The following is a 26,745-nucleotide window of genomic DNA, read 5'->3' as shown; positions in this document are numbered from 1 at the left end:
GTTACTTCACACTAAAGCGATAGCTTCCAGCGGTTTTATGTCCATCCACCGACAGCACATGCCAGTTAACCTGATAGCTTCCCGCTTTTAGCGGCTGCGGCAGGCCGACAATCAGGCGTTTTTTCTGGTCAGACTCAACACGGGCTTTGGCGGTCACGACGGGCTTCTGTGCACTATCCAGCAGCGTCACGCCACTGAACGCCGCTTCAATATCTTCACTGAAGTTCAGCGTCAGCGCATCGGGGGATGTCGTGACCTGCGCTTTGGCCGCTGGAAGCGAAGACTGGAGGTGTGCATGCGCCCCCGCCAGCGAGCTGAAGGCCATCATGCCCGCTGCCGTCACTGCTATAATCATGCGGGAAATAGTTTTTTTCTGCATAAGATCATCCTTTTAACCGCCGCCAGGGCGATAAACGTGGCAAAAGGATACGCTGCTGGTTTTACACTGTCGAGGCCAGCGATGCGATCCTTTATCCTTGATTCAGACCGACGAAAACATTACTTTTGCCGGCTATCGTCAGGAGATAATTATGAGCCGTAACCTTGCATTGCTGTCCCAGGAAGAGAAAGACAAGATAAATGTCGATTTGGCGGCCGCAGGCGTGGCGTTTAAAGAGCGCTATAACATGCCGGTCGTCGCCGAGATGGTGGCGCAGGAGCAGCCTGAAGCGCTGCGTGACTGGTTTCGTCAGCGTCTGATGCAATACCGTCAGGCATCACTCAGCCTGTCGCGCCTTCCTTATGAACCGAAGATGAAGCAATGATGTTCCGCGTTATTGATACCGAAACCTGCGGCCTGCAGGGCGGCGTAGTTGAAGTTGCGTCCGTGGATGTGGTCGACGGTAGAATTGTGAATCCAATGAGCGATTTGACCCTACCGGACCGCCCGATCAGCCGTCAGGCGATGGCTGTACATCGCATCACCGAAGCAATGGTCGCCGGTAAACCCACGATTGAAGAGGCAATTCCACGCTATTACGGCAGCGCTTTTTATGTCGCGCACAACGCCAGTTTTGATCGGCGGATGCTGCCTGAAATGTACGGCGAATGGATCTGCACCATGCAGCTGGCGCGCCAGCTCTGGCCGGGCATTAAATATGGCAACCAGGCGTTACGTCATTCGCTGAAGCTGGATGTCACGCCACCCGCTGAACTTCATGCGCACCGCGCACTGTATGACTGCTATGTCACGGCGGCGCTGCTGATCCGTATCATGGAGACCTCCGGCTGGAGTGCCTCCGAAATGATTGTGCGTTCGCAACCGGCGGCCCAGCGCGACGACATTCTGCCATTCGGCAAATATCGCGGCCAGGCGATTGCCGTAATTGCCAGAAAAGATCCTGGCTACCTGAAGTGGGTACTCAATAATGTCAGTGATTTGCGCCCGCCATTGCGGCAGGCGCTGAATAAATACCTCTCTGAATCTCAGTAATCCTGGGCTGGCGGCAAGGTACCCTGCGCCAGTCCGAGCAGGAAAGTGTACTCCATCGCGATCCCTTCGTAGGCTTTGTAGCGTCCGGACTTGCCGCCGTGACCGGCATCCATGTCGGTGCAGAGCAGCAGAAGATTATTGTCGGTTTTCATCGACCTTAGCTTCGCCACCCACTTGGCCGGTTCCCAGTACTGCACCTGTGAGTCGTGCAGGCCAGTCGTGACCAGTAGATGGGGATAATCCTTCGCCTCGATATTGTCATAGGGGCTGTACTGGCGGATATAACGGTAATATTCAGGATCATTGGGGTTGCCCCACTCGTCATACTCACCGGTGGTCAGCGGGATCGACTCATCCAGCATCGTGGTAACCACATCCACAAATGGCACCTGAGCCACCACGCCGTGGAACCGTTCTGGTGCCAGGTTAATGACCCCGCCCATCAACAGCCCGCCTGCGCTACCGCCCATGGCATAAAGCCGCTCCGGGTGGCCGATGCCGCGTGCCACCAGCGCATCCGTCACCTCAATAAAATCAGTAAAACTGTTCATTTTGTTCAGCAGACGACCACCGTCATACCATTGCTGTCCCAGCTCACCGCCACCGCGTACCTGAATCAGGGCATAGACAAAGCCGCGATCCAGCAGGCTCAGACGGCTGACGCTGAAATCGGCATCCATGCTGCTGCCATAAGCGCCGTAGCCATAGACCAGCATCGGGTTCTGACCGGGCTGATAATGCTTGCGGTGATAAACCAGCGAGACCGGCACTTCGGTGCCATCGCTGACTTTGATCCAGTGGTGCTCGCTTTTGTAATCTTCCGCGTTAAAGCCTTTCACCGCGCTCTGTTTCAGAATGCGACGTTCACCCGTATCCATATCCAGTTCAAACAGCGTGGTCGGCGTGGTCATGGACGAGTAGCCATAACGCAGTTTGCTAGTGCGGGGCGTGGGATTATAAGCAAGCCACGTCACATAGGTCGGATCGTCAAAGGCGATGCCGCTGGTCTCGCCGCTGGTCCAGTTGATCTGACGCAGACTGGTTAAGCCGCGCTGACGCTCTTCCACTACCAGCCAGTCGCGGAACAGCTGAAAATCTTCCATCACCACCTGTTCCCGCGCAGGAATCAGCGTTTCCCAGCGTGACTCATCCAGATAGCGACTGCGGTAGAGCCCGAAGTTTTTCCCGTCACGGTTTGATCGAATGAAAAACTGATGATCGTAATGATCGATGCTGTATTCGTGATCGCGACGGCGGGGCAAAAACACATGCGGCTGCGCATCAGGGAAGTTCGCATCGATTAACTGGATTTCGCTGGTGTTAGTGCTGTAGAGCGCAATCATGATGAACTGCTTGGAGGTGCTCTTGTGCACGCTGAGATGATAGGTGTCATCGCGTTCTTCATAGACCAGCTTATCATCGGACTGCGGCGAACCGAGTTCGTGTCGCCAGACCTGATAAGAGAGCAGCGTCTGCGGGTGCTTGCGCACATAGTAAAGGGTGCGTGAGTCATTGCCCCAGGCGAAGCTGGATGAGGCGTTGCTCAGTACTTCGGGATACCAGCTGCCACTTTCCAGGTTACGGAACCGGATGCCATATTGCCGCCGCGACAGGAAATCTTCCGCCAGCGCCATGACCCGGTTATCCGGGCTGATATGCAGCGCGCCCATGGTGTAGAAATCGCTGTGCGAGGCGCGCTGATTGGCATCCAGCAGCAGGCTCCACTCGCCCGATTCATCGCTTGCTGCAGGCTGACGGTAATAGGCCGGGTATTCGTTACCGCTCTGATAACGGCTCTGATAGCGGTAACCGTTTTTGACATAAGGCACGGAGTGATCTTCCGGCGGCAGCCGATCAATAATCTCTTTTAACACCCGGTCCTGCAGCGGTTGCTGCGACGACATGATTTTTTTGCCGTAATTATTTTCGGCTCGGAGGTAATCAAGAACCTCGCTGTTTTCGCGTTTGTCGTCGCGCAGCCAGTAATAATTATCAACGCGGGTCTCGCCATGCAGCGTCATCTCGTGGGGTATTTTTTTTGCGATGGGTGCTTTCATCCATCCGTCTCCATCAACGTAATGATCTGTAAGCGTAACACTTCAGCAGCGGGAAGCCAGACATAGGGTGAGAAGCTGCCGCCAGCGGAACATCTTCAGTGACCCGCTGGCGGAGAATCGAAGGTTTAACTGGCAGGCAGACGGGCTTTTTCGGCCTCGAGGTCCTGTTGAATGCCATCACGAACATCCTGAGGAATCTTCAGGGCGTCGCCCAGGGCGGAGAGATAGCTGCGCTCCATAAAGTGGTCGACGTCGATAGCGGCACAACTCAGGAAATAAAGCTCCAGCGCCTCCTCTTCATTTTTCACATCAGCCGACAGCCACTGCGGATCCAGTGGGCGATTCATCGCTTTCTGAATCAGTTGCTCTGCATCCTGACCATAACCGGATTGATGAATGTTCTGCTCAATCGCGGCTCGCTCCTGATCGTCGATATGCCCGTCACTTTTAGCAGCAAACACCAGCGCAGTGACCAGACGCTCAGCGCGCAGGTCCACGGGCGTCTGTGCCACACCAAAGTCAGGCTCATTCTGATGCGCTTCGCTAACCCGCTGCTTGTATTTGTTCCACAGTACCGCGCCTGCTGCCGCACCCCCTCCCACAATCAGGGCTTTGCCGCCATATTTGGTCAGCAGTTTGCGCGACGACTTACTGGAGATCAGCATCGCAGCCAGACCGCCCAGCGCGCCGGGTGCCAGCATGTCACTTAAGCCACCGCCCTGTTTGCTCTCACCGCTCTTCTTTGTCAGCACCGACTGAATCTGTTGCAACCAGTTATTCATCGTTCACTCCTTTCAGGATGTCAGCCGTTATCCTGACCAAAAGGATGTCAGGAAACGTCAGAGCGGGAAAAGTACGGCAAAAAGCGATGACGGCGGCACGGAAGATGAGAACGCAAACGTTTTCGTTTATACTTGCGCGCGAATTTGACTGCTTAGGTGAATGTATGACGACTCTCGGAACAGCGCTGCGTCCGGCGGCGACGCGTGTAATGCTATTGGGTTCAGGTGAACTGGGTAAAGAGGTGGCGCTGGAGTGTCAGCGTCTGGGTGTGGAAGTGATCGCGGTTGATCGTTACGCCGATGCCCCGGCGATGCATGTCGCCCATCGCAGCCATGTGATTAACATGCTGGATGGCGCGGCCCTGGCTGCGCTGATAGCGGAAGAGCAGCCGGATTTTGTGGTACCGGAAATTGAAGCCATCGCCACGGATACCCTGGTTGAACTGGAGCAGCAAGGCCAGCGCGTGGTTCCGACTGCCCGTGCCGCACGCCTGACGATGAACCGCGAAGGCATTCGTCGCCTGGCGGCTGAAGAGTTGTCACTGCCAACTTCCTGTTATCGCTTTGCCGACAGCAAGGCGCGCTTCGACGAAGCCGCCGCAGAGATTGGCTTTCCCTGCATTGTGAAGCCGGTGATGAGTTCATCGGGCAAAGGCCAGAGCTTTATCCGCGACGCCAGCCAGCTTGATAAAGCCTGGGACTACGCACAACAGGGCGGTCGCGCCGGAGCCGGTCGCGTCATTGTGGAAGGCGTCGTCAACTTCGATTTTGAGATCACCCTGCTCACTATCAGCGCCGTCGATGGCATTCACTTCTGCGCACCGATTGGTCATCGTCAGGAAGATGGCGATTACCGTGAATCATGGCAGCCGCAGCAGATGAGTGAGCTGGCGCTGCAGCGGGCACAGGATGTTGCCGCAGAGGTCGTTAAGGCGCTTGGCGGCTATGGTCTGTTTGGCGTTGAGCTGTTTGTCTGCGGAGATGAGGTGGTGTTCAGTGAAGTATCACCGCGCCCACACGACACCGGCATGGTGACGCTGATCTCGCAGGATCTGTCTGAGTTTGCGCTGCACGTGCGGGCGTTTCTGGGTCTGCCTGTTGGCGGGATTCGTCAGTATGGTCCATCTGCTTCCGCCGTTATCCTGCCGCAACTGACCAGCCAGAACGTACAGTTTGTGAATGTCGAAGCAGCACTGGGTGCAGGGCTGCAACTGCGACTGTTCGGCAAGCCGGAGATCAGCGGTCAGCGTCGTCTTGGTGTGGCGCTCGCCAGCGGTGATAGCACCGAACAGGCGATTGCGCGTGCGGTTGCCAGCGCAGCCGCGGTCACGGTTCAGGGTTGACGTTATGCGGTGAGCAAATGCTCACCGCCATTACTTACTTCGCGCCTTCCACAGCTTCGCGTGCCAGGCGGGTAATGCGATCCCAGTCGCCCGCTTCCAGCGCATCGTTAGGCACAAGCCATGAACCCCCGATGCAGAGCACGCTTTTCAGCGCCAGATAGTCACGATAGTTGGCCGGGGAGATACCGCCGGTCGGACAGAAACGCACCTGCGGGAAAGGTCCGCCAATCGCCTGCAGCGCTTTAACGCCACCATTCGCTTCTGCCGGGAAGAACTTAAACTCGCGCAGACCGTAGTCCATACCCGTCATTAACTCAGAAACGGTGCTGATACCCGGAATCAACGGAACCGGCCCGTCAACCGCCGCTTTCAACAGCGATTCGGTGACGCCGGGGCTGATAACAAACTGCGCACCGGCATCGGTCACTTCCTGTAACTGCTGCGGGTTAATTACGGTTCCCGCACCAACGATCGCATCCGGCACTTCTTTGATCATCGCCCGTAAGGCATCCATCGCCACCGGTGTGCGCAGCGTCACTTCCAGCACTCTGACACCGCCCGCCACCAGTGCTTTCGCCATCGGCACCGCGTGTTCGAGTTTGTTCACCACGATGACCGGCACCACAGGTCCGGTGGTCAGAATCTGTTCAGCACTCGTTTTCCAGTTTTTCATCAGTTCCCCTTGCTTGATAACACCGGGATTATGACCCGGTCATGGAGCATCGGCTCCTGCCCTGTAAATTGCGTCACTACCATACATGATCCGCTTCCTGAGCGTCTATCACCCTGCGACCATTTTGAAACAGCAGTTCAATTTTATCTGCATGCTCTGGCCCGGTTTAACGGCGAAAAAAAAGCCCGCGTTGCGGGCTTTATCATCACTTTAGTTATTCAAATTCGTTCCACGACCGGCCATCGCGGGTGATCATCGCGACCGAAGCCACCGGACCCCAGGTGCCCGCCTGATACGGTTTGGAGGAATCGCCATCCGCAGCCCATGCTTCGATAATAGAATCGACATAGGTCCATGCGGCTTCCACTTCATCACGGCGCACAAACAGCGCCTGGATACCGCGCATGCTCTCCAGCAGAAGACGCTCATAAGCATCAGCGAGGTGCGACTGGTTAAATGTCTCGGAGTAACTCAGATCGAGCTTGGTGGTCTGCAGTTTGTGCTTGTGATCGAGGCCTGGCACTTTATTCAGGATCTCGATATCCACACCTTCGTCCGGCTGCAGACGAATCGTCAGCTTGTTCTGTGGCAGTTCTGAGTAGGAATCCTTAAACAGGTTCATCTCAGGGTTTTTGAAGTAAACCACAACTTCAGAGCACTTGGTCGGTAAGCGCTTACCGGTACGCAGGTAGAACGGCACGCCTGCCCAGCGCCAGTTATCGATATCGACACGAATCGCCACGAACGTCTCTGTTGCGCTCGTTTTATTGGCGCCCTCTTCTTCCAGGTAGCCCGGCACTTTTTTGCCCTGCACAAAGCCAGCGGTGTACTGACCGCGCACGGTTTTCTCACGTACGTTGGTCTGATCGATGCGGCGCAGCGAGCGCAGCACTTTCACTTTTTCGTCACGGATGCTGTCGGCGCTGAGATCGGACGGCGGCGACATCGCAATCATGGTCAGAATCTGCAACAAATGGTTCTGGATCATGTCGCGCATCTGGCCCGCTTTATCGAAGTAACCCCAGCGGCCTTCAATGCCCACTTCTTCGGCCACGGTGATCTGCACATGGTCGATGGTGCGGTTATCCCAGTTGTTCACGAAGATGGAGTTAGCAAAGCGCAACGCCAGCAGGTTAAGCACGGTCTCTTTGCCGAGATAGTGGTCAATACGGAACACCTGGCTCTCTTCAAAGTATTCGCCAACGCTGTCGTTGATCTCCTGAGAGGTTTCCAGTGAGGTGCCCAGTGGCTTCTCCATTACCACGCGCGCCGGTTTGGCATTCAGCTTCGCCGTGCCCAGGCCCTGACAGATCGCGCCAAAGGTGCTGGGTGGCATCGCAAAATAGTTGATGGTGGTGCGGTTTTTCTGATCCAGCATCTTGCCCAGTTTCGGGAAGTGCGTGGTGTCATTAACATCGAGGTTGCAGAAGTCGAGACGGTTGCTGAGTTTATCCCACAGCGCTTCGTCAATCTTCTCCTTCATGAAGGTTTCCAGCGCTTCACGTACCACTTTGGTGTATTCCGCTTTATCCCACTCAGCACGGCCGACACCAATAATGCGGGTTTCTTCATGGATCTGACCCGCTTTCTCTAACTGGTACAGTGAAGGCAACAGTTTACGGCGTGCAAGATCGCCTTTGGCACCGAAAATCACCAGATCGCATGCCTGGGCTATTTGTGTTACCGCCATTTTCCTCTCCTCGTTGCAGGATAATCCGGTGGTGATGCATCTTCTGCCACCGGGTCCAGGTTATTATTTTCTTTCAGCACAATGTACTTTTTTCCCTGCGCCAGGTAAACCGACTCGCCGGGTCAACCGCATTAACTCTGTACCGGATGTGCTAAGCACGTGTGATGACACGTGCGGATTGCCGTTTTTTTCTGTTTCTGTTGGTGTCAGGAAAATCTGGCACCGGTCAAAGTATCCCAAAAAAAAGAGCAATCAACTTGTCAGCCGTTGCGCTTGCCAGGTGCTGGCGCGATATAGTCTCTGTTAATCGGCTCCTGCGACAGTGATAATTGAAATGATAAAAGTGATTATGGTCATCAGCTTATGAATATGCTGGAAAAAATTGAGGCGCAGTATGCAGCGCTGAGCAAAGCGGAAATGAAAGTCGCCCGGCAGATTCTGGCTGAACCGCAGGCGGCGATGCACTCCAGCATCGCAACACTCGCCGGCATTGCCGGCGTCAGTGAACCCACCGTGAACCGCTTTTGCCACCGACTGGGTGCACGGGGCTTTCCCGACTTTAAACTGCATTTGGCGCAGAGCCTGGTGAAGGGCAGCAACTGGGTCAGCCGGGGCGTTGAAGACGACGACACAGCAGAGAACTACAGCCACAAAATCTTCGACTCAGCGCTTGCAGGACTGCAGCGGGTGCGCGATCAGCTGAACAGCGCGCATCTGCAACAGGCGGTAACCCTGCTCGCGCAGGCCGATAAACTCGCCTTTTTCGGGCTCGGTGCGTCCGCTGTAGTGGCGCATGACGCTTTCACCAAATTTCTGCGTTTTAATCTGCCGGTCATCTGGTCGGACGATATTGTGATCCAGCGCATGAGTTGCATAAATAGTCGAGCCGGTGACGTATTTGTTCTTATTTCGCATACTGGACGCACAAAAAATATGGTAGAACTGGCTCGCCTGGCCCGTGTAAACGGTTCCACCGTTATTGCCATCACCTCTCCCGATTCACCCCTTGCTCATGAAGCAGCGATAGCTTTAGTGCTTGATGTACCGGAAGATACTGATGTCTATTTGCCGATGGTGTCGCGCCTGGCGCAGTTGACCGTGATTGATGTGCTGGCGACTGGTTTTACTCTGGAACGGGGTGCGCCCTTCCGGGAAAACCTGAAACGCGTGAAAGAGGCGTTGAAAGCGTCGCGTTACGAAAAGAACACCCTTCGGGAAAAGGATGATCAGCAAAAAAATTAACATCACATTTACAATGTGAGTCGTATCACAACCCATCGATCATATAGAATAGATAACCTTGCTGTGTCCACTGTCCATGACACGCTTAAATGTTTACGGAGTCCTCGATGTCAAGACGTCTCAGAAGAACCAAAATCGTTACAACCCTCGGCCCGGCTACCGATCGTGATAATAACCTGGAAAAAATCATCGCTGCCGGCGCGAACGTTGTACGACTCAACTTCTCTCACGGCACGCCAGAAGACCACCAGCTGCGTGCTGATAAAGTGCGCGAAATCGCGGCAAAACTGGGTCGCCATGTGGCTATCCTCGGTGACCTTCAGGGCCCAAAAATTCGCGTTTCAACCTTCAAAGAAGGCAAAGTTTTCCTGAATATCGGCGACCGTTTCCTGCTGGATGCCAATCTGGGTAAAGGCGAAGGCGATAAAGAGCGTGTCGGAATCGACTACAAAGGCCTGCCTGCAGATGTGGTGCCAGGCGATATTCTGCTGCTGGATGATGGTCGCGTGCAGCTGAAAGTGCTGGAAGTTCAGGAGATGAAAGTGTTCACCGAAGTTACTGTCGGTGGCCCACTGTCGAACAACAAAGGCATTAACAAGCTGGGCGGCGGCCTGTCGGCTGAAGCGCTTACCGAAAAAGATAAAGCGGATATCATCACCGCCGCTAAAATCCGTGTCGATTATCTGGCTGTCTCCTTCCCCCGCTGTGGTGAAGATATGAACCTGGCACGTCGCCTGGCGCGTGAAGCCGGTTGCGACGCCAAACTGGTGGCTAAAGTGGAACGTGCCGAAGCGGTTGCCAGCCAGGAAGCGATGGATGACATCATTCTGGCCTCTGACGTGGTGATGGTTGCGCGTGGCGACCTGGGCGTTGAGATTGGCGATCCGGAACTGGTCGGCATTCAGAAAGCGTTAATTCGCCGTGCCCGCCAGCTTAACCGCACTATCATTACCGCGACCCAGATGATGGAGTCGATGATCACTAACCCGATGCCGACCCGTGCAGAAGTTATGGACGTGGCAAACGCCGTGCTGGATGGTACCGATGCCGTGATGCTGTCTGCGGAAACCGCCGCAGGTCAGTATCCGGCTGAAACCGTTTCAGCGATGGCGAAGGTCTGCCTGGGTGCAGAGAAGATTCCAAGCGTTAACGTCTCCAAACACCGTCTGGATGTGCAGTTCGACAACGTCGAAGAAGCGATCGCTATGTCTTCTATGTATGCTGCGAACCATCTGCAGGGCGTGACCGCCATCATCACCATGACCGAGTCTGGCCGTACGCCGCTGATGACCTCGCGTATCACTTCAGGCCTGCCGATTTTTGCGATGTCGCGCCATGAACGCACCCTGAACCTTACCGCACTCTATCGCGGTGTCACGCCGGTGTTCTTCGACAGCAACAACGACGGCGTCGCTGCTGCACACGACGCGGTTAACCTGCTGCGTGATAAAGGCTTCCTGGTCTCCGGCGATCTGGTCATCGTGACGCAGGGTGATGTGATGGGCGCCACCGGCACCACCAACACCACCCGTGTGCTTCGCGTGGATTAATTGAGTCTGGGTTGACATTGTCGGTGTAGAATCAATGACGCGACTGCCAGGCAGTCGCGTTTTCTTTTCTGACAAGGAGGCAAGATGCCCCGTTTCCAGCCTATCAGCCAGCTTACCGGCCGAATTTTACTTTTTCCTCTGGCGTTAGTGCTATTCGAGTTTGCTACCTATATTGCTCACGACATGATCCAGCCTGGTATGCTGATCGTCACCAGTGAGTTCTCTGTTGGCCCTGAGTGGGTCTCTACTTCGCTAACCGCCTACCTGATTGGTGGTGTAGTGCTGCAATGGCTGCTGGGTCCGCTCTCTGATAAGTTTGGCCGGCGACCGGTGATGCTGTCTGGCATCCTGTTTTTTGCTGTCGCCTGCATGCTGACGCACTGGGTCAGCTCGATTGAGGAATTTGTCAGCCTGCGCTTCATTCAGGGCATCAGCCTCTGCTTTATCGGTGCAGTTGGCTATGCCGCGATCCAGGAAGCCTTTGATGAGGCGCTGGCGGTGCGCATGATGGCGCTGATGGCTAACGTAGCGTTACTGGCTCCGCTGGCAGGCCCACTGGCTGGTGCCGCCTGGCTCACTGTTGGCAGCTGGCGCAGCATGTTCTGGCTGTTTGCCGCCTGCAGCCTGGTCGCTTTTGTGGTGCTGTGGCGTGTGATGCCCGAAACTGCAGGCGACCGCAGTCATTCTATCGCCCTGCCCAATCTGGCGCGCAACTATGGCCGGTTAATGAAAGACCGTCTGGTGGTGTCTGGCTCTTTTGCGATCGGGCTGGTGTTTATTCCAATCCTCACCTGGGTTGCCCTTTCGCCGGTGATCCTGATGCATGATGAAGGTCTGTCACGCATGCAGTACGCCCTGCTGCAGCTGCCGGTGTTTCTGGCGATGATCGCCGGTAACCTGACGCTGAGTAAGCTGGCGGGACGGGTGCCGATTGAACAGCCGGTGAAGTTCGCCGCCTGGCCCATTCTGATTGGCCTGAGTCTTGCGCTGGCCGCAAGCCTGCTCAACAGTCATAGTTATCTGCTGATTACCGCCGGCCTGAGTCTCTACGCTTTTGGTGCCGGAATGGTAAATGCCGGGCTGTATCGCCTGACGCTTTACGCCAGTAATGAAGGTAAAGGTAGCGTAGCCGCGATGCTGGGTATGATCAGTATTCTGACGCTGGCGGTGGGAATTGAACTGGCGAAAAGTGGCTATTTCAGTGGCGGCACGCTGTGGTTCTGTCTGATTAACTTTATCAGCGGCGTGCTGTGGTTTGGGCTGGTTATTCTGTTTATGCGTGAGCGTAAACGCCGCAGCCGGCTCGAGGCGTTATAACAAGCTGCGCTGTCGTTTTTCTCAGACGGCGACCCTGGCCAAAGCGATGGAGCATAGGCCTAGTGCAAAGCATGCTCCGTAGCGCAAACTTCATGATCAAAAAAGGCCGCGAGAGCGGCCTTTTTCTATTTGCGCGGATAAAGCTCTTTGCGCGAATAAGGTTCGATGTCACCCTCTTTGCGGGTTTTCAGCAGCTTGAGGATCCAGGTGTACTGCTCGGGATGCGGACGGACAAACACTTCCACCTCTTCATTCATCCGGCGCGCCAGCTGACGATCATCTGCTTCCAGCAGGTCATCCATCGGTGGACGCACATAAATCTCAAGCTTGTGCGTGTCGCTGTTATAAACCGGGAACAGTGGCACCACGCGGGCACGACACACCTTCATCAGTCGACCGACTGCAGGCAATGTTGCTTTGTACGTGGCAAAGAAATCGACGAACTCGCTGTGCTCCGGGCCATGATCCTGATCGGGCAGATAGTAGCCCCAGTACCCCTGCCGAATCGAACTGATAAACGGCTTAATCCCGTCATTGCGGGCATGCAACCGGCCTCCATAACGGCGACGTGCCGTATTCCAGGCATAATCCATCAGCGGGTCGCTCTGATTATGGAACATCGCCGCCATCTTCTGCCCTTCTGACGCCAGCAACATCGCGGGGATATCCACCGCCCAGCCGTGTGGCACCAGGAAAATCACATTCTGCTGGTCAGCCATCATCTGATCGATAATGTCACGGCCGTGCCACTCAACACGCTCACGGATACTCGCCGGATCGCGCAGCACCAGCTCGGTCATCATTGCCATTGCCTGCGGTGCGGTCGCAAACATCTCATCGACCAGCGTTGCCCGCTGCGCTTCACTCAGTTCCGGCAGACAATAATAGAGGTTAATCAGTGCACGGCGACGTGCACCCTTTGCCAGCTTACCGGCAAAACGGCCTAAACGGCCCAGCAGCGGATCGCGCACTTTCGGCGGTAAATAAGCCAGACCCGCCAGCGCACCAATTGCCAGCCAGCTGCCCCAGTACTTAGGTTTGAGAAAAGAACGTTCAAAAACGGGAATAAATTCAGTGTTATTTTTTTTACGGGTTTCCATGCACTCGCCTCAAGCAATGACCGGCTTATGATAGTGACGACCTGAAAATTTGCAATCATCCTGCGCCAGATAGCAAAAAACCGACGGAGATGCCGTCGGTTTTTGTGCGATTTGACGAAATTCGCTTACTTCAGACCCAGCTGAGGCAACCAGGCTTTCACCTGCGCCATATAATCACTGCGATCTTTGCCGGTCAGACCTTCCATGCGCGGCAGTTTCGCCGTTAATGGGTTAACCGCCTGATTGTTGATCCAGATTTCGAAATGCAGATGCGGGCCGGTAGAGCGTCCGGTATTACCTGACAGCCCGATACGGTCGCCACGCTTCACTTTCTCACCGGGTTTCACCAGCACTTTCTTCATGTGCATATAGCGGGTCATATACTGACGGCCATGACGGATAGCCACATAGTTACCCGCAGCGCCGCCGTTCTTCGCCACGACAACCTCACCATCCCCGACTGCCAGCACGGGCGTACCGATTGGCAGCGCAAAGTCGACGCCTTTATGCGGCGCAATGCGACCGGTCACCGGATTAAGACGACGCGGATTAAAGTTCGATGAGACACGATACTGCTTAACCGTCGGGAAACGCATAAAGCCGCGCGCCAGACCGGAGCCGTTGCGATCGTAGAACTTGCCATCTTCAGCGCGGAAGGCGTAATAGTCTTTCCCGCCGCTACGCAGGCGCACACCCAGCAACTGGCTCTGTGCACTCTTACCCTCCAGCATTTCGCGTGACATCAGAACGCTGAACTGGTCTCCCGCACGCAGTTTGCGGAAGTCCATCTGCCACTGCATCGCTTTAATGACGGCGCTGGCTTCGGCACTGCTCAATCCCGCCCGCATGGCGCTGGCGGCAAAACTGCCGCGCACTTCACCCTGCATTACGCTGTTGCGCCATTCACCCTTCTGCATCTCCGCTTCCATCTTAAAGCCACCCGATGGGGTGCGCTCATAGGTGCGGGTTTCGCGGCGGGAAATTTCCCAGCTCAGGGTTTTCAGGCCGCCATCATCATCCAGCGTCCAGCTCAGTTGCTGACCCACCTGCAGATTACGCAGATCCCGGTCGCTTACCACCAGCGCGTTAATGTCGCTGATGTCGATGCCATACTGATTCAGTGCGCTGCTCAGGGTATCGCCGGATGAGACGGTGTAGTCGTGAACCCCAGCCGTTTCCGGCGCGTCGGTGTCCACATCGTCCGCTGGCAGCTCTTCGTCCGGTTCCGGTGTGCTTTGATCGATCGGCTCACTGGCTTCCGGCAACAGCGTGCGGAGGGTGTTCTTATCCAGCTCAATGTTTTTAACGATGGGCGTCACATCATCCGTGGGATGATAAACGTAAGGCCGCCAGACAGCGACGGCCAGAGTGACGACAGTTAACGATCCCAGCATTACGCGGTGGGGGCGCGGCAAATTATTAAATGCGAGGGCGACAGAGCGGGCTATCTGCTGCACTTTTACCTATTCCTCATGCTCCATTCAGGCAGCTTTCATACTGGCTCGACAGTTGTGAGAGGAATTTCACATAGCTGTCTTTGGCTAAGCTGATGTCTGTGCCCAGAGGATCGAGTGTGCCTTTACGCACCTGCGTTCCACGGGAGACAGCATCGATGACTGCTGGCCTGAATTGTGGCTCAGCAAAGACGCAGACCGCCTTTTGCTCAACCAACTGTGTTCGTATCTGGTGTAAACGCTGAGCGCCCGGTTGAATTTCAGGATTGACGGTAAAGTGCCCGGTGGGCGAAAGACCGTAGTGCTTTTCAAAGTACGTGTAAGCGTCGTGAAAAACGAAATATCCTTTATTTTTAACCGGAGCAAGTTGTGCGCTAACGCGTTTGTCCGTGTCCGCCAAAGCTACCTCAAACTGCTGGAGGTTGGCGTCAAGTTTGGCTTTATCTTGCGGCATAAGTTCCAATAATTTTCCATGGATTGCAACCGCGGTTTTGCGCGCAATCTCTGGCGACAACCACAGGTGCATATTAAACTCGCCGTGATGATGGTGATGAGCATCTGCGTCCTGATCTTCGGATTTTTCCGCTGCATGTTCCTCTTCATCTTCACCACCGCTAATCAATAACGGTTTTACCCCGTCGATGTTCACCATGGCGAGGTTTTTTTGGGCTGGAAGTTCGGCTGCAGATTTCGCCATAAAGGCTTCCATTTCAGGCCCGACCCAGACAACTAAGTCCGCGTTTTTTAAGCGTTTTGCATCAGAAGGTCGCAGGGAGTAATCGTGTTCAGATGCCCCGTCTGGCAGCAGCACTTCTACCGGCGTGACGCCATCGGCGATGGCCGCAGCGATAAAACCTACCGGTTTGAGTGAAGCCACGACATTTGCCTGGGCAGGAAGGGTTAATAAAGCTGAAACAGTTAAAGCCCCTAAGGCGAAAATTGCGCCCTTTTTATTGTGTAACATATTGCGTCATTCCATCGTGACCATGAGGTGGAATGTGATATTATAACATTCGAAATTCTGTGCAACCTGTAAATACTATGACCCCACTTGTCACACTCGATAACGTTTCGATAAAGTTTAACCAGCGCAATGTGCTGTCTGGCGTCAGCCTGACCCTGCAGCCTGGTCGCATCCTCACTCTGCTGGGTCCCAACGGTGCCGGTAAATCAACACTGGTGCGTGTGGTGCTTGGCCTGCTTGCCCCGACGTCCGGTTCCGTTCAGCGTGATCCCGGCCTGCGTATTGGTTATGTCCCTCAGAAGCTGCACATCGATCCTACTCTGCCGGTAACAGTAGAGCGTTTTATGCGCCTGACGCGTGGCAGTAAAAACGCGGAGATTCTGCCGGCCCTGAAACGGGTGCAGGCGGGCCACCTGCTTCATTCGCCGCTGCAAAAACTGTCGGGTGGGGAAACTCAGCGTGTGCTGCTGGCCCGCGCGCTGCTGAATCAGCCTCAGCTGCTGGTGCTTGATGAGCCAACGCAGGGTGTGGATGTGAACGGTCAGGTTGCGCTGTATGACCTTATTAATCAGTTACGCGTGGAACTGAACTGCGCCGTGATGATGGTCTCCCACGATCTGCATCTGGTCATGGCAAAAACTGACGAAGTGCTGTGCCTTAACCACCACATCTGCTGTTCCGGTACCCCGGAAGCGGTCTCGCAACATCCGGAATTCATCGCGATGTTTGGCCCGCGTGGCGCAGAAGAGCTGGCGATTTACCGTCATCATCATAATCACCGTCACGACCTTCAGGGACGTATCGTTTTACGCAAAGGACAGGGTTCATCATGATTGAGTTGCTATTACCGGGCTGGATAGGCGGTGTGATGTTAGCGCTGGCTGCCGGTCCGCTGGGTTCGTTTGTGGTCTGGCGCAAGATGTCCTATTTCGGCGATACCCTGGCGCACGCCTCTCTGCTCGGGGTGGCATTTGGCCTGCTGTTAAATGTGAATCCTTACTATGCGGTGATTCTGGTCACGGTATGCCTGGCGCTAGGCCTGGTCTGGCTGGAGCGTCGTCCGCATCTGGCTATTGATACCCTGCTGGGCATTATGGCGCACAGTGCGCTGTCGCTGGGTCTGGTGGTGGTCAGCCTGATGAAGAACGTGCGCGTCGATCTGATGGCGTATCTGTTTGGCGACCTGCTGGCGGTCACACCCGACGATCTCTGGATGATGGGTGGCGGCGTGGTGATCGTGCTGCTGGTGATGGCGTGGCAGTGGCGGTCGTTGCTGTCGATGACCATCAGCCCGGAGCTGGCGCAGGTCGATGGCGTCAATATCCAGCGTACCCGGTTGGTTCTGATGCTGGTCACGGCGCTGACAATTGGGGTAGCGATGAAGTTTGTCGGTGCGCTGATCATCACCTCACTGCTGATTATCCCGGCGGCGACCGCACGCCGTTTCGTGCGCTCACCGGAAGGCATGGCGGGCGTCGCGGTGGTCATCGGTGTGATTGCCGTCACCGGCGGTCTGACCTTCTCCGCGTTCTACGACACGCCTGCCGGGCCGTCGGTTGTGCTCTGCGCTGCCATCCTGTTTATCTTCAGCATGGTACGCAAACCGGCCATGTAGTTACTCTTCGCGCGTCATACCGAAGTGACGATAAGCATGCTGCGTGGCCATCCGGCCACGTGGTGTGCGCTGAATGAAGCCCTGCTGAATCAGGAAGGGTTCAATCACATCTTCAATGGTTTCCCGCTCTTCACCAATGGCAGCAGCCAGGTTGTCCAGCCCCACCGGCCCACCCATAAATTTGTCGATGATCGCCAGCAGCAGTTTACGGTCCATATAATCGAACCCTTCGCTGTCAACGTTAAGCATATCCAGCGCGCTGCAGGAGACTTCACCGCTGAGATCACCGTTTGCCCGCACTTCTGCGAAGTCACGAACGCGACGCAGCAGGCGGTTGGCGATACGCGGTGTGCCGCGTGCGCGACGGGCGATCTCTAATGCCCCTTCATCACTCAGCGCCAGGCCCAGACAGGCGGCACTGCGACCCACGATATGCTGCAGATCTTTAACCTGATAGAACTCCAGACGCTGCACAATGCCAAAACGGTCGCGCAGCGGCGAGGTCAGCGAGCCAGCACGCGTGGTGGCACCAATCAGCGTAAACGGCGGCAGATCGAGTTTGATTGAACGCGCAGCCGGGCCTTCACCAATCATGATATCCAGCTGATAATCTTCCATCGCCGGGTAGAGTATCTCTTCCACTACTGGTGAGAGGCGATGGATTTCATCGATAAACAGGACGTCATGGGGCTCAAGGTTGGTCAGCATCGCCGCCAGATCGCCCGCCTTCTCCAGCACCGGACCGGATGTGGTGCGCAGATTGACGCCCATCTCATTGGCCACGATGTTGGCCAGAGTGGTTTTACCCAGCCCTGGTGGACCGAAGATCAACAGATGATCGAGCGCATCGCCGCGCAGTTGCGCTGCCTTGATGAATATTTCCATCTGCTCACGCACCTGCGGCTGACCGACATATTCGGTCAGCATCTTCGGGCGAATCGCGCGGTCAATAACCTCTTCTTCGCTGATACTGGCAGCGGAGATCAGGCGGTCGGCTTCTATCATGACTTACCTCAAATGGCGGCGCGTAGCGCTTCGCGGATCAGGGTTTCGCAATCCGCATCCGGTCGACCGACTTTACTGATCATACGGCTCGCTTCCTGCGGTTTATAACCCAGTGAAACCAGCGCTGCAACCGCTTCGGATTCCGCATCATTGGTTTCCGGCTCGGCGCTCGGCGTGGTGAGCGTAAACGCAGAATCGCCGCCAAACAGGTCGCCGTGCATCCCTTTGAAGCGGTCCTTCATCTCGACCACCAGTCGCTCAGCCGTCTTCTTGCCCACACCGGGCAGTTTAACGAGTGATGCGATCTCTTCTTTCTCGACGGCAGTCACAAACTGCTGCGCCGACATGCCGGAGAGGATCGCCAGCGCCAGCTTGGGCCCGACGCCATTCACTTTAATCAGTTCGCGAAACAGCGCGCGCTCCTGCTTGCTGTTAAAACCAAACAGCAACTGCGCATCTTCACGCACCACAAAATGGGTAAAAATCACCGCTTCGTGCTGAAGTTCAGGTAACTCATAAAAACAGGTCATGGGCATGTAAATTTCATAGCCGACGCCGTGTGCCTCAAGCAGCACCAGTGGCGGCTGCTTTTCCAGAATATTGCCCCGTAAACGACCTATCACCTGAATGCTTCCTTAACTAAAGAATGTGGCGGATTTTATAACATAAAAAAGGCTGGATGAATATCCAGCCTGAGAGTGAGACCTGAGCGATAAGCGCTAACCTGAGCGCAATCGTCCGCGCGTCAGCACCAGCTTGCTGTCACTCATGCGCGCCGCGTTTTGGGCCACGTGACAATGAGTGATGGCTATCGCCAGGGCATCGGCGGCATCCGCCTGCGGGTTTGCGGGCAGCTTCAGCAGGGTTCGCACCATGTGCTGCACCTGACTTTTCTCGGCGCTGCCGATGCCAACCACGGTCTGTTTCACCTGACGGGCGGCATACTCAAACACCGGCAGATCGTGGTTAACAGCGGCAACAATGGCGGCACCGCGCGCCTGGCCGAGCTTCAGCGCCGAGTCGGCATTCTTCGCCATAAACACCTGTTCAATGGCGAAGAAATCGGGTGAAAACTGCGTGATGATTTCGCAGACGCCCGCATAAATCAGCTTCAGACGGGCGGGCAACTCGGTGGTATTGGTGCGGATACAGCCGCTGCCCAGATAGGTGAGCTGGCGACCAGTCTGACGAATAACACCATAACCGGTGATGCGTGAGCCGGGATCAATTCCCAGGATAATCGACATTACGCCTCTCCGGTTAACAGGGCGGCAGACGCCATTACAGCGTTTCCGCCACCTCGTCGGAGATCTCACCGTTGTGATAAACCTCCTGCACATCGTCGCAATCTTCCAGCATGTCGATCAGACGCAGCAGTTTTGGTGCGGTTTCCGCATCCATTTCGGCTTTGGTCGTCGGGATCATCGCCACTTCTGCGGTATCCGCTTTCAGACCAAGTGCTTCCAGTGCATCACGCACCGTGCCCATCTCTTCCCATGCGGTAAAAACATCAATCGCGCCGTCGTCATAGGTGACAACGTCTTCGCCGCCCGCTTCCAGGGCCGCTTCCATTACCGCATCTTCATCCTGACCTGGCGCAAAAGAGATCACGCCTTTCTTGTTGAACAGGTAAGCCACGGATCCGTCAGTACCCAGGTTGCCACCGGTTTTGGTAAAGGCGTGACGCACTTCACCCACGGTACGGTTACGGTTGTCACTGAGGCATTCAATCATGATGGCTGAACCGCCTGGACCATAACCTTCATAAATGATGGTTTCCATGTTGGCGTTGTCATCGCCGCCCACACCGCGCGCGATAGCGCGATCCATGGTGTCGCGGGTCATGTTGTTCGCCAGCGCTTTATCCATCGCGGCACGCAGACGCGGGTTTGAGCCCGGATCACCACCGCCCAGCTTGGCCGCTGTCACCAGTTCACGAATGATTTTGGTGAAGATTTTGCCGCGCTTAGCATCCTGCGCCGCCTTACGGTGTTTGGTGTTTGCCCACTTACTGTGTCCTGCCATTTTAACGTTTCTCCGATCTTTTACAGGGTGCAGGCTATCCTGGCTGCGAGCCTGTTTACCGTCGGTGCTTACACCGTTTTTAAAAACCCGTGTACCCGCTTTGGGCGAGCATCGCGCATGATCATCACGTACAACAGTATGCTGATGACTTCACGCGGGTGGTAAACAACGTCGCAGCGTAGATGATGCCTGGCTGTTCAATATATTGGTGAAGTCCTGTTAAAACTCACCAGATTCATAAAATTTAATCTATCCGCCGCCGGAATACCGGGCGATGGCGAGCATTCAGATAAATTCTTCAATTGCCTGGCGGTTACTCCATGATCGGGTTAATGCTGCAGCGTCAGCAGGTGCCAGCCAGCGAAACGCCAGATGCTCCGTGAGCGTCACATCGCGCTCTTCCGGCAGTTGCAGGCGAAACCAGTGCTCGTGATTATGGGTGACATCAGGCGCATAGCGATGGCGGAAATGGGGAAAGATTTCAAAGTCGATTTGACGATGACAATCCTCCACCTCCAGCTGCTCAGTCAGCACGTCAATGCCGACCTCCTCATTCACTTCACGACACGCGGTCGCCAGCGGTGACTCCCCCGTTTCCAGGCTGCCGGTAACCGACTGCCAGAATGAGGGATCGTCACGCCGCTGCAGCATCAACACCCGGCCAGTATCGCGCGCCGAAATAACCACCAGCACTGAAACCGGGTGTTTATAGCCCATTATTTAATCTCAGGCTTTTCTTTTTTAATGACCTGAATGCCCAGTTCCAGCAGAGAAGCCGGGTTCGCTTCGCTTGGCGCTTCGGTCATCATGCAGGCTGCCGCCGTGGTTTTCGGGAACGCAATAACGTCACGAATGTTGTCGGTGCCGGTCAGCAGCATGGTCAGGCGATCCAGACCAAACGCCAGGCCCGCATGCGGTGGTGTACCGAATTTAAGCGCATCCAGCAGGAAGCCAAACTTCTCGCGCTGCTCGTGCTCTTCAATACCCAGAATGCTGAACACCGTCTGCTGCATTTTGCCGTTGTGGATACGCACTGAACCGCCGCCCACTTCATAACCGTTGATCACCATGTCGTAGGCATTCGCCACGGCACGGGTTGGATCCTCAGCCAGCGCTTCTGCGCTCATCTCTTTCGGTGCAGTGAACGGATGGTGCATCGCAGCCAGACCGCCTTCCTCGTCCTCTTCGAACATCGGGAAGTCGATCACCCACAGCGGTGCCCAGGCTTTTTCATCGGTGATGTTCAGCTCGCGACCCACTTTCAGGCGCAGCGCACCCAGTGCATCTGCAACCACTTTGGCGCGATCGGCGCCAAAGAAGATGATGTCGCCATCCTGTGCGCCGGTGCGGCTCAGAATGCCTTCAACGATTTCTGCATTCAGGAACTTGGCAACCGGACTCTGCACGCCCTCCAGGCCGTCCGCGCGGACGTTGACTTTCATCCACGCCAGGCCTTTCGCGCCGTAAATTTCTACGAACTTGCCATATTCATCAATCTGCTTACGGCTCAGCTGCGCACCGGTTGGCACACGCAGTGCCGCAACACGGCCTTTTTCGTCGTTAGCCGGGCCAGAGAAGACCTGGAACTCCACATTTTTCAGCAGGTCACCCACGTCCACCAGCTCCATCGGGTTTCGCAGATCCGGCTTATCAGAACCGTAACGATGCATCGCTTCCGCAAAGGTCATCTGCGGGAACTCGCCGAGATCAACGCCCTGCACGTCCTGCCACAGATTGCGGATTAAACGCTCCATAATTTCACGCACCTGCGGCGCGGTCATAAAGGAGGTTTCAACGTCGATCTGGGTAAATTCGGGCTGACGATCGGCGCGTAAATCTTCATCGCGGAAGCATTTAACGATCTGATAGTAGCGGTCAAAACCTGACATCATCAGCAGCTGTTTGAACAGCTGCGGTGACTGCGGCAGCGCGTAGAACTTGCCTTTATGAACCCGGCTTGGCACCAGATAGTCACGCGCGCCTTCTGGCGTCGCTTTGGTCAGCATCGGGGTTTCGATATCCAGGAACCCTTCGTCATCCATAAAGCGGCGAACAAAGCTGGTGATTTTCGCGCGGGTCTTCAGACGCGTCACCATCTCAGGACGACGCAGATCCAGATAGCGGTATTTCAGGCGCGCTTCTTCGCTGTTGGTCTGATTAGAGTCCAGCGGCAGTGGCTCAGAGCGGTTGATGATGGTCAGCGCCTGGGCAAACACTTCGACTTCGCCGGTCGCCATGTCGCTGTTTTTATTCTTCTCATCACGCGCACGCACGGTGCCGGTGATCTGGATGCAGAATTCGTTACGCAGTTCAGAAGCCAGCTTAAATGCGTCCTGACGATCGGGATCGAAAAACACCTGCACGATGCCTTCACGGTCGCGCATGTCGATAAAAATCAAACTGCCCAGATCGCGACGGCGATTTACCCAGCCGCAAAGCGTGACTTGCTGACCTACATGAGACAGATTGAGCTGTCCGCAATATTCTGTACGCATAACACTATCCTTTTAACTTCGCCGCTGCAGCTGACAGCATCCGGCCGCGTTACCTGTTGCGATGCTGTCGCAAAAATGGCGGTCATTATAATGGAAAAAGCCAGGCAGGATAAGCAGATCCACGCCAAAGCACCGATTTCCTGTGTGCATTTGCCCACCTGACCGAACATAGAAGATAATGAGGCATCTTAACCCATCGCCAGGAGCGCGCGTGACACTTCGTATTGGCCTGCCCCAGTGGGGGCATTCACACTGGAAACGCTGGGGTATCACGAGCCTGGCGGACTATGCCCGATACTTCCATTGTGTAGAGGGAAACACCACGCTTTATGCGCTGCCTGATACCGAAACGGTGATGCGCTGGCGCGATATGACGCATGATGCGTTTCGCTTCTGCTTTAAGTTTCCCAACACCATCAGCCATCAGGCGGCGCTACAGCACAGTGACGACCTGCTGACCGATTTCCTGCGCCTGATGGAGCCGCTGGCCGATCGCATCGGTCAGTACTGGCTGCAGCTGCCTGCCAGCTTCTCTCCGGCGCAGATCGCCGATCTGTGGCGCTTTCTGGATAGTTTGCCGCGTCGTTTTCACTACGGCGTCGAAGTCCGCCATCCCGCTTTCTTTGCCAAAGGTGACGCAGAGCGGGCGCTGAATCGCGGATTGCTTGAGCGCGGCATCAATCGCGTCATGCTGGACAGCCGCCCGGTTCACGCCTCCACCTCGCAAAGCCCGGCAGCCCTGGTGGCCCGTGCTCAGAAGCCTAAAGTGCCGCCTCATGCCTTACGAACCGGCTCGCAGCCAATGGTCCGTTTTATCGGCAGCGACAGTGTGGAAGAGACCGTGCCGCTGTTTCAGATCTGGCGTGACAAGCTCTCGCAATGGCAGCAACAGGGCGACGCCATGTTGTTTCTGCATACGCCCGACATGGGTCAGGTGTTTCCGCTGGTGCAGGCGCTATGGCCGCAGCTGCAGCAGATCGATCCGGCTATCGGCAATGGACCCGACTGGCCGCAACAGACGTCACTGTTTTGATCACTGCACAGGACAGCGTGCTGTACGCTGGATAGAATAGCTACTTTACGGATGGATACCGGAGTGACAATGATTAGCGCGTTATACGTCGTACTGGGTGCATTGCTGGTAATGAAATTTACAATGGACGTGGTGCGTTACCGCCGTTTCTATCGCGTGGCGTATGGCGATGGCGGCTATCACGACCTGAAAATGGCGATTCGCATTCACGGCAATGCCATCGAAACTATCCCGCTGGCGCTGTTGCTGCTGGTGATGATGGAGATGAATGGCGCCGATATCTGGATGGTGCATCTCACTGGCCTGCTCTTTTTCATCAGCCGGTTACTCCATGCCTGGGGTTTACGCAGCAGCGCCATGGCTGGCCGTAAATATGGCATGCTGCTGACGCTGTTTTCCCTGTGCGGCATGGTCATTTTTAATCTTATTTATCTGCCGTGGGAACTGGTGCTGACACTTCATTAAGTCGCCCTGGGTTAAGGGGTGCAGGCCGCCCCACTTTCTGCGAGAATAGCGCCCTTTCCGTCGTCTCTTCGGATTTTCGATATGTCTGACCGCGATCAACTCTTCTCAGCGCCCATTGCAAAACTGGGCGACTGGACTTTTGACGAGCGCGTAGCTGAAGTCTTTCCAGACATGATTCAGCGCTCGGTGCCGGGCTACTCCAACATCATTTCGATGATTGGCATGCTGGCAGAACGTTTTGTTACGCCCGACAGCACGGTTTATGACCTGGGCTGCTCGCTGGGCGCCGCCACCCTCTCGGTGCGCCGCAATATTCATGTCCCGGGTTGCCAGATCATCGCAGTGGATAACTCCCCGGCGATGGTGGAGCGTTGCCGTCGTCATCTGGATGCGTTTCGCGCTGATACGCCGGTGACGGTGCTGGAAGCGGATATCCGTGATATTGACATAGAAAACGCCTCGCTGGTGGTGCTTAACTTTACGCTGCAGTTTCTGGAGCCACCCGCACGTCTGGCTCTGCTGGAAAAAATCTGGCAGGGACTTAAACCCGGTGGCGCGCTGGTGCTGTCGGAGAAATTCAGTTTTGAAGATGCCGAAGTCGGTGAACTGTTGTTCAACATGCACCATGACTTCAAGCGCGCCAACGGCTACAGCGAACTGGAAATCAGCCAGAAACGTAGCATGCTGGAAAATGTGATGCTGACTGACAGCGTCGAAGCCCATAAAGCCCGCCTGAAACAGGCCGGTTTCTCGCACGCCGAACTCTGGTTCCAGTGCTTTAATTTTGGATCTCTGGTGGCGTTGAAATGATCGACTTTGGCCGTTTTTATCAGCAAATTGCCGTAGGTCCACTGGCGAAGTGGCTGGAAGTTTTACCGGCGCAAATCAGCGAGTGGCAGCGTGAAAACCTGCATGGCCACTTCCGTGACTGGTACAAATCGCTGGAGTATCTGCCGCTGCTGGAGCCGCAAAAGCTCGACCTGCTGCATAGCGTCACCGCCGACCGCGATGACATCAGCGATCGTCATCGTCAGGGCATTGAGAAATTACTGCGTAACCTGATGCCATGGCGCAAAGGGCCCTATTTCCTCTATGGCACCCATATCAACACCGAGTGGCGTTCTGACTGGAAATGGGAGCGTGTCCTGCCGCATATATCCCCGCTGGCGGGCCGGACGGTGCTGGATGTTGGCTGTGGCAGCGGTTATCACATGTGGCGGATGATTGGTGCGGGTGCGCATCTGGTGGTCGGCATTGATCCGATGCAGCTCTTCCTGGTGCAGTTTGAAGCCGTGCGTAAGCTGCTCAACGATGATCGCCGGGCGCACATGCTGCCGCTGGGTATTGAACAGTTACCGGCGTTACAGGCATTTGATACCGTATTTTCGATGGGTGTGCTCTACCATCGCCGTTCCCCGCTGGATCACCTGTTACAGCTGAAAAATCAGCTGGTGAGCGGCGGTGAATTGGTGCTGGAGACGCTGGTCATTGAGGGCGATGTGAATCAGGTGCTGGTGCCCGGTGAGCGCTATGCGCAGATGCGCAACGTCTTCTTTATCCCCTCCGCCGAGGCGCTGAAAAGCTGGCTGGAGAAAAGCGGCTTTGTCGATATACGGATTGTCGATTTCGCCCTGACCACCACCGAAGAACAACGTCGGACAGACTGGATGACCAGCGAGTCGCTGGCGGAATTCCTCGATCCCGATGATCCGAGCAAAACGGTTGAGGGCTATCCGGCTCCGCTGCGCGCCGTGCTGGTCGCCACCAAACCTTAAATCTCAGCGGCGAGACAACGCCAGTTTCGCCGCAAATCCAATAAACACGCAGCCGGTCAGGCGATCCATTACCCTTAATACCCGCAGTTTTTGCAGATGACCCGCAAAATAGTGACTGCCGCCGATTAACACAGCATTCCATATCAGCCCCAGCAGCATGTGTGCCAGCGCCATCAGCGTACACCAGAGCGCCACGGACGCCCCGGCCGGAATAAACTGTGGCAGGAAAGTGACGTAAAACACGCCCACTTTTGGATTCAGCAGATTCCCCATCAACCCCCGACTGAAGCAGGCCAGATAACCCTGCGACCTGGCAGGCTGTTCGTCCACGATGAGCGGTTGCTGACGCGGTTTAAGCAGTAGCCTGATACCGAGCCAGAGCAGCCAGGCCGCCCCCATCCACTTCAGCAGGTTGTATGCAATTTCAGAGGCCAGCAATAGCGCACCCAGCCCCAGGCCTACCGCCACTCCCCAGATCAGTCAGCCCAGCGTCACGCCGAGCGCGGTGGCGCAGGCGCGCTGCCAGCCCTGCGCGATAGCGGTTCGCAGCACCAGTGCGGTGTCAAATCCGGGTGTGAGCGTCAGAATGGTTATCGCAAGCAGAAATGAAAAGAGCATTGCGCTCATCATGATTTCTCCGTTATCTCCATGAGTGTTCACGCAGCTTAACAGCTCCGGTGACCGCAATCCTTCATCAACTGTCACTCTTCCCGGATTGTGCCAGACTG

The 26,745-nt window shown here is 55.6% G+C and carries 26 protein-coding genes and 1 pseudogene; 12 read left to right on the top strand and 15 right to left on the bottom strand.

The genetic code is table 11. The features are described 5' to 3' along the window. Position 1: 1 nt before the first annotated feature. Positions 2 to 379: a copper homeostasis periplasmic binding protein CopC gene (gene copC, locus LQK91_RS03715; RefSeq protein WP_003849236.1), complete on the bottom strand. Its 378-nt coding sequence runs from the start codon at positions 377 to 379 to the stop codon at positions 2 to 4. Between the two features lie 151 nt (positions 380 to 530). Between copC and LQK91_RS03710 the strand changes: the two genes are divergently transcribed. Further along, positions 531 to 764, top strand: a complete 234-nt coding sequence (locus tag LQK91_RS03710) for a DNA polymerase III subunit theta (protein ID WP_008925353.1) — start codon at positions 531 to 533, stop codon at positions 762 to 764. Next, positions 761 to 1,432, top strand: coding sequence for an exodeoxyribonuclease X (gene exoX, locus LQK91_RS03705; RefSeq protein ID WP_008925354.1), 672 nt, complete (start codon positions 761 to 763; stop codon positions 1,430 to 1,432). The genes LQK91_RS03710 and exoX overlap by 4 nt, the downstream gene beginning before the upstream one ends. On the opposite strand, the gene LQK91_RS03700 is transcribed toward exoX, so the two are convergent. Together LQK91_RS03700 and LQK91_RS03695 are read right to left on the bottom strand one after the other, a co-directional pair. Continuing rightward, positions 1,426 to 3,489 (bottom strand): prolyl oligopeptidase family serine peptidase, encoded by a 2,064-nt coding sequence (locus LQK91_RS03700; protein ID WP_078804483.1) that lies wholly within the window; start codon positions 3,487 to 3,489, stop codon positions 1,426 to 1,428. The two genes, exoX and LQK91_RS03700, sit on opposite strands and share 7 nt — an antisense overlap. Positions 3,490 to 3,614: 125 nt before the next feature. After that, complete coding sequence (locus LQK91_RS03695; RefSeq protein WP_105099099.1) at positions 3,615 to 4,271, bottom strand: tellurite resistance TerB family protein; 657 nt, start codon at positions 4,269 to 4,271, stop codon at positions 3,615 to 3,617. A 164-nt stretch (positions 4,272 to 4,435) separates the two neighbouring features. Between LQK91_RS03695 and purT the strand changes: the two genes are divergently transcribed. After that, entirely contained in the window at positions 4,436 to 5,614 is a 1,179-nt protein-coding gene (purT, locus tag LQK91_RS03690; protein WP_033761624.1) for a formate-dependent phosphoribosylglycinamide formyltransferase, read from the top strand. Between the two features lie 34 nt (positions 5,615 to 5,648). Here purT and LQK91_RS03685 read toward each other — a convergent pair whose 3' ends face one another. After that, positions 5,649 to 6,287 (bottom strand): bifunctional 4-hydroxy-2-oxoglutarate aldolase/2-dehydro-3-deoxy-phosphogluconate aldolase, encoded by a 639-nt coding sequence (locus LQK91_RS03685; RefSeq protein WP_008925358.1) that lies wholly within the window; start codon positions 6,285 to 6,287, stop codon positions 5,649 to 5,651. Positions 6,288 to 6,501: 214 nt separating this feature from the next. Next, entirely contained in the window at positions 6,502 to 7,977 is a 1,476-nt protein-coding gene (gene zwf, locus LQK91_RS03680) for a glucose-6-phosphate dehydrogenase (protein ID WP_003849222.1), read from the bottom strand. Between the two features lie 363 nt (positions 7,978 to 8,340). Between zwf and LQK91_RS03675 the strand changes: the two genes are divergently transcribed. From LQK91_RS03675 to LQK91_RS03665, 3 genes are all read left to right on the top strand, one after another. Then, on the top strand, positions 8,341 to 9,219 hold the full coding sequence (locus LQK91_RS03675) for a MurR/RpiR family transcriptional regulator (RefSeq protein ID WP_003849221.1): 879 nt from the start codon (positions 8,341 to 8,343) through the stop codon (positions 9,217 to 9,219). A gap of 107 nt (positions 9,220 to 9,326) precedes the next feature. Next, complete coding sequence (pyk, locus tag LQK91_RS03670; protein ID WP_003849220.1) at positions 9,327 to 10,769, top strand: pyruvate kinase; 1,443 nt, start codon at positions 9,327 to 9,329, stop codon at positions 10,767 to 10,769. An 84-nt stretch (positions 10,770 to 10,853) separates the two neighbouring features. Further along, positions 10,854 to 12,086, top strand: coding sequence for an MFS transporter (locus LQK91_RS03665; RefSeq protein ID WP_003849218.1), 1,233 nt, complete (start codon positions 10,854 to 10,856; stop codon positions 12,084 to 12,086). A gap of 125 nt (positions 12,087 to 12,211) precedes the next feature. Here LQK91_RS03665 and lpxM read toward each other — a convergent pair whose 3' ends face one another. From lpxM to znuA, 3 genes are all read right to left on the bottom strand, one after another. After that, positions 12,212 to 13,186: a lauroyl-Kdo(2)-lipid IV(A) myristoyltransferase gene (gene lpxM, locus LQK91_RS03660; protein ID WP_008925360.1), complete on the bottom strand. Its 975-nt coding sequence runs from the start codon at positions 13,184 to 13,186 to the stop codon at positions 12,212 to 12,214. 125 nt (positions 13,187 to 13,311) lie between these two features. Next, the gene (gene mepM / locus LQK91_RS03655) at positions 13,312 to 14,643 is read right to left on the bottom strand and encodes a murein DD-endopeptidase MepM (RefSeq protein WP_003849215.1); all 1,332 of its coding nucleotides are present in this window, start codon (positions 14,641 to 14,643) and stop codon (positions 13,312 to 13,314) included. A gap of 13 nt (positions 14,644 to 14,656) precedes the next feature. Then, the gene (znuA, locus tag LQK91_RS03650; protein WP_003849214.1) at positions 14,657 to 15,604 is read right to left on the bottom strand and encodes a zinc ABC transporter substrate-binding protein ZnuA; all 948 of its coding nucleotides are present in this window, start codon (positions 15,602 to 15,604) and stop codon (positions 14,657 to 14,659) included. A gap of 77 nt (positions 15,605 to 15,681) precedes the next feature. Here znuA and znuC point away from each other — a divergent pair, with 77 nt between their 5' ends. Both znuC and znuB read left to right on the top strand, forming a co-directional pair. Next, positions 15,682 to 16,437: a zinc ABC transporter ATP-binding protein ZnuC gene (gene znuC, locus LQK91_RS03645; RefSeq protein ID WP_003849212.1), complete on the top strand. Its 756-nt coding sequence runs from the start codon at positions 15,682 to 15,684 to the stop codon at positions 16,435 to 16,437. Continuing rightward, positions 16,434 to 17,219, top strand: coding sequence for a zinc ABC transporter permease subunit ZnuB (znuB, locus tag LQK91_RS03640; protein WP_003849211.1), 786 nt, complete (start codon positions 16,434 to 16,436; stop codon positions 17,217 to 17,219). Before znuC ends, znuB begins: the two co-directional genes overlap by 4 nt. Here the strand turns inward: znuB and ruvB are convergent, their stop codons facing one another. The 6 genes from ruvB to aspS form a co-directional block, all read right to left on the bottom strand. Further along, a complete protein-coding gene (gene ruvB, locus LQK91_RS03635) occupies positions 17,220 to 18,224 on the bottom strand; it encodes a Holliday junction branch migration DNA helicase RuvB (RefSeq protein ID WP_003849208.1) in 1,005 nt (334 codons plus the stop codon). 8 nt (positions 18,225 to 18,232) lie between these two features. After that, positions 18,233 to 18,847, bottom strand: a complete 615-nt coding sequence (gene ruvA / locus LQK91_RS03630) for a Holliday junction branch migration protein RuvA (protein WP_003849207.1) — start codon at positions 18,845 to 18,847, stop codon at positions 18,233 to 18,235. 96 nt (positions 18,848 to 18,943) lie between these two features. After that, positions 18,944 to 19,471 (bottom strand): crossover junction endodeoxyribonuclease RuvC, encoded by a 528-nt coding sequence (ruvC, locus tag LQK91_RS03625; RefSeq protein ID WP_003849205.1) that lies wholly within the window; start codon positions 19,469 to 19,471, stop codon positions 18,944 to 18,946. A gap of 34 nt (positions 19,472 to 19,505) precedes the next feature. Continuing rightward, complete coding sequence (locus LQK91_RS03620; protein WP_003849201.1) at positions 19,506 to 20,249, bottom strand: YebC/PmpR family DNA-binding transcriptional regulator; 744 nt, start codon at positions 20,247 to 20,249, stop codon at positions 19,506 to 19,508. Positions 20,250 to 20,534: 285 nt separating this feature from the next. After that, positions 20,535 to 20,966, bottom strand: a complete 432-nt coding sequence (gene nudB / locus LQK91_RS03615) for a dihydroneopterin triphosphate diphosphatase (RefSeq protein WP_003849197.1) — start codon at positions 20,964 to 20,966, stop codon at positions 20,535 to 20,537. After that, positions 20,966 to 22,744 (bottom strand): aspartate--tRNA ligase, encoded by a 1,779-nt coding sequence (gene aspS, locus LQK91_RS03610; protein WP_105099098.1) that lies wholly within the window; start codon positions 22,742 to 22,744, stop codon positions 20,966 to 20,968. The genes nudB and aspS overlap by 1 nt, the downstream gene beginning before the upstream one ends. Before the next feature lie 211 nt (positions 22,745 to 22,955). Between aspS and LQK91_RS03605 the strand changes: the two genes are divergently transcribed. The 4 genes from LQK91_RS03605 (at position 22,956) to cmoB (ending at position 26,017) form a co-directional block, all read left to right on the top strand. Next, positions 22,956 to 23,777, top strand: a complete 822-nt coding sequence (locus tag LQK91_RS03605) for a DUF72 domain-containing protein (RefSeq protein WP_003849190.1) — start codon at positions 22,956 to 22,958, stop codon at positions 23,775 to 23,777. Positions 23,778 to 23,846: 69 nt separating this feature from the next. Beyond that, positions 23,847 to 24,242, top strand: a complete 396-nt coding sequence (locus tag LQK91_RS03600; RefSeq protein WP_003849188.1) for an MAPEG family protein — start codon at positions 23,847 to 23,849, stop codon at positions 24,240 to 24,242. An 81-nt stretch (positions 24,243 to 24,323) separates the two neighbouring features. Further along, entirely contained in the window at positions 24,324 to 25,052 is a 729-nt protein-coding gene (gene cmoA, locus LQK91_RS03595) for a carboxy-S-adenosyl-L-methionine synthase CmoA (RefSeq protein WP_003849187.1), read from the top strand. Next, positions 25,049 to 26,017 (top strand): tRNA 5-methoxyuridine(34)/uridine 5-oxyacetic acid(34) synthase CmoB, encoded by a 969-nt coding sequence (gene cmoB, locus LQK91_RS03590; protein ID WP_105099097.1) that lies wholly within the window; start codon positions 25,049 to 25,051, stop codon positions 26,015 to 26,017. Before cmoA ends, cmoB begins: the two co-directional genes overlap by 4 nt. 3 nt (positions 26,018 to 26,020) lie before the next feature. Here cmoB and LQK91_RS03585 read toward each other — a convergent pair. Beyond that, positions 26,021 to 26,644: pseudogene (locus LQK91_RS03585) on the bottom strand (LysE family translocator). Between the last annotated feature and the right edge of the window lie 101 nt (positions 26,645 to 26,745).

The sequence above is a fragment of the Pantoea sp. MHSD4 genome (assembly GCF_021043305.1).
Classification (GTDB): Bacteria; Pseudomonadota; Gammaproteobacteria; order Enterobacterales; family Enterobacteriaceae; genus Pantoea; species Pantoea eucalypti.
This window is presented reverse-complemented; position numbering and strand designations above follow the sequence as displayed.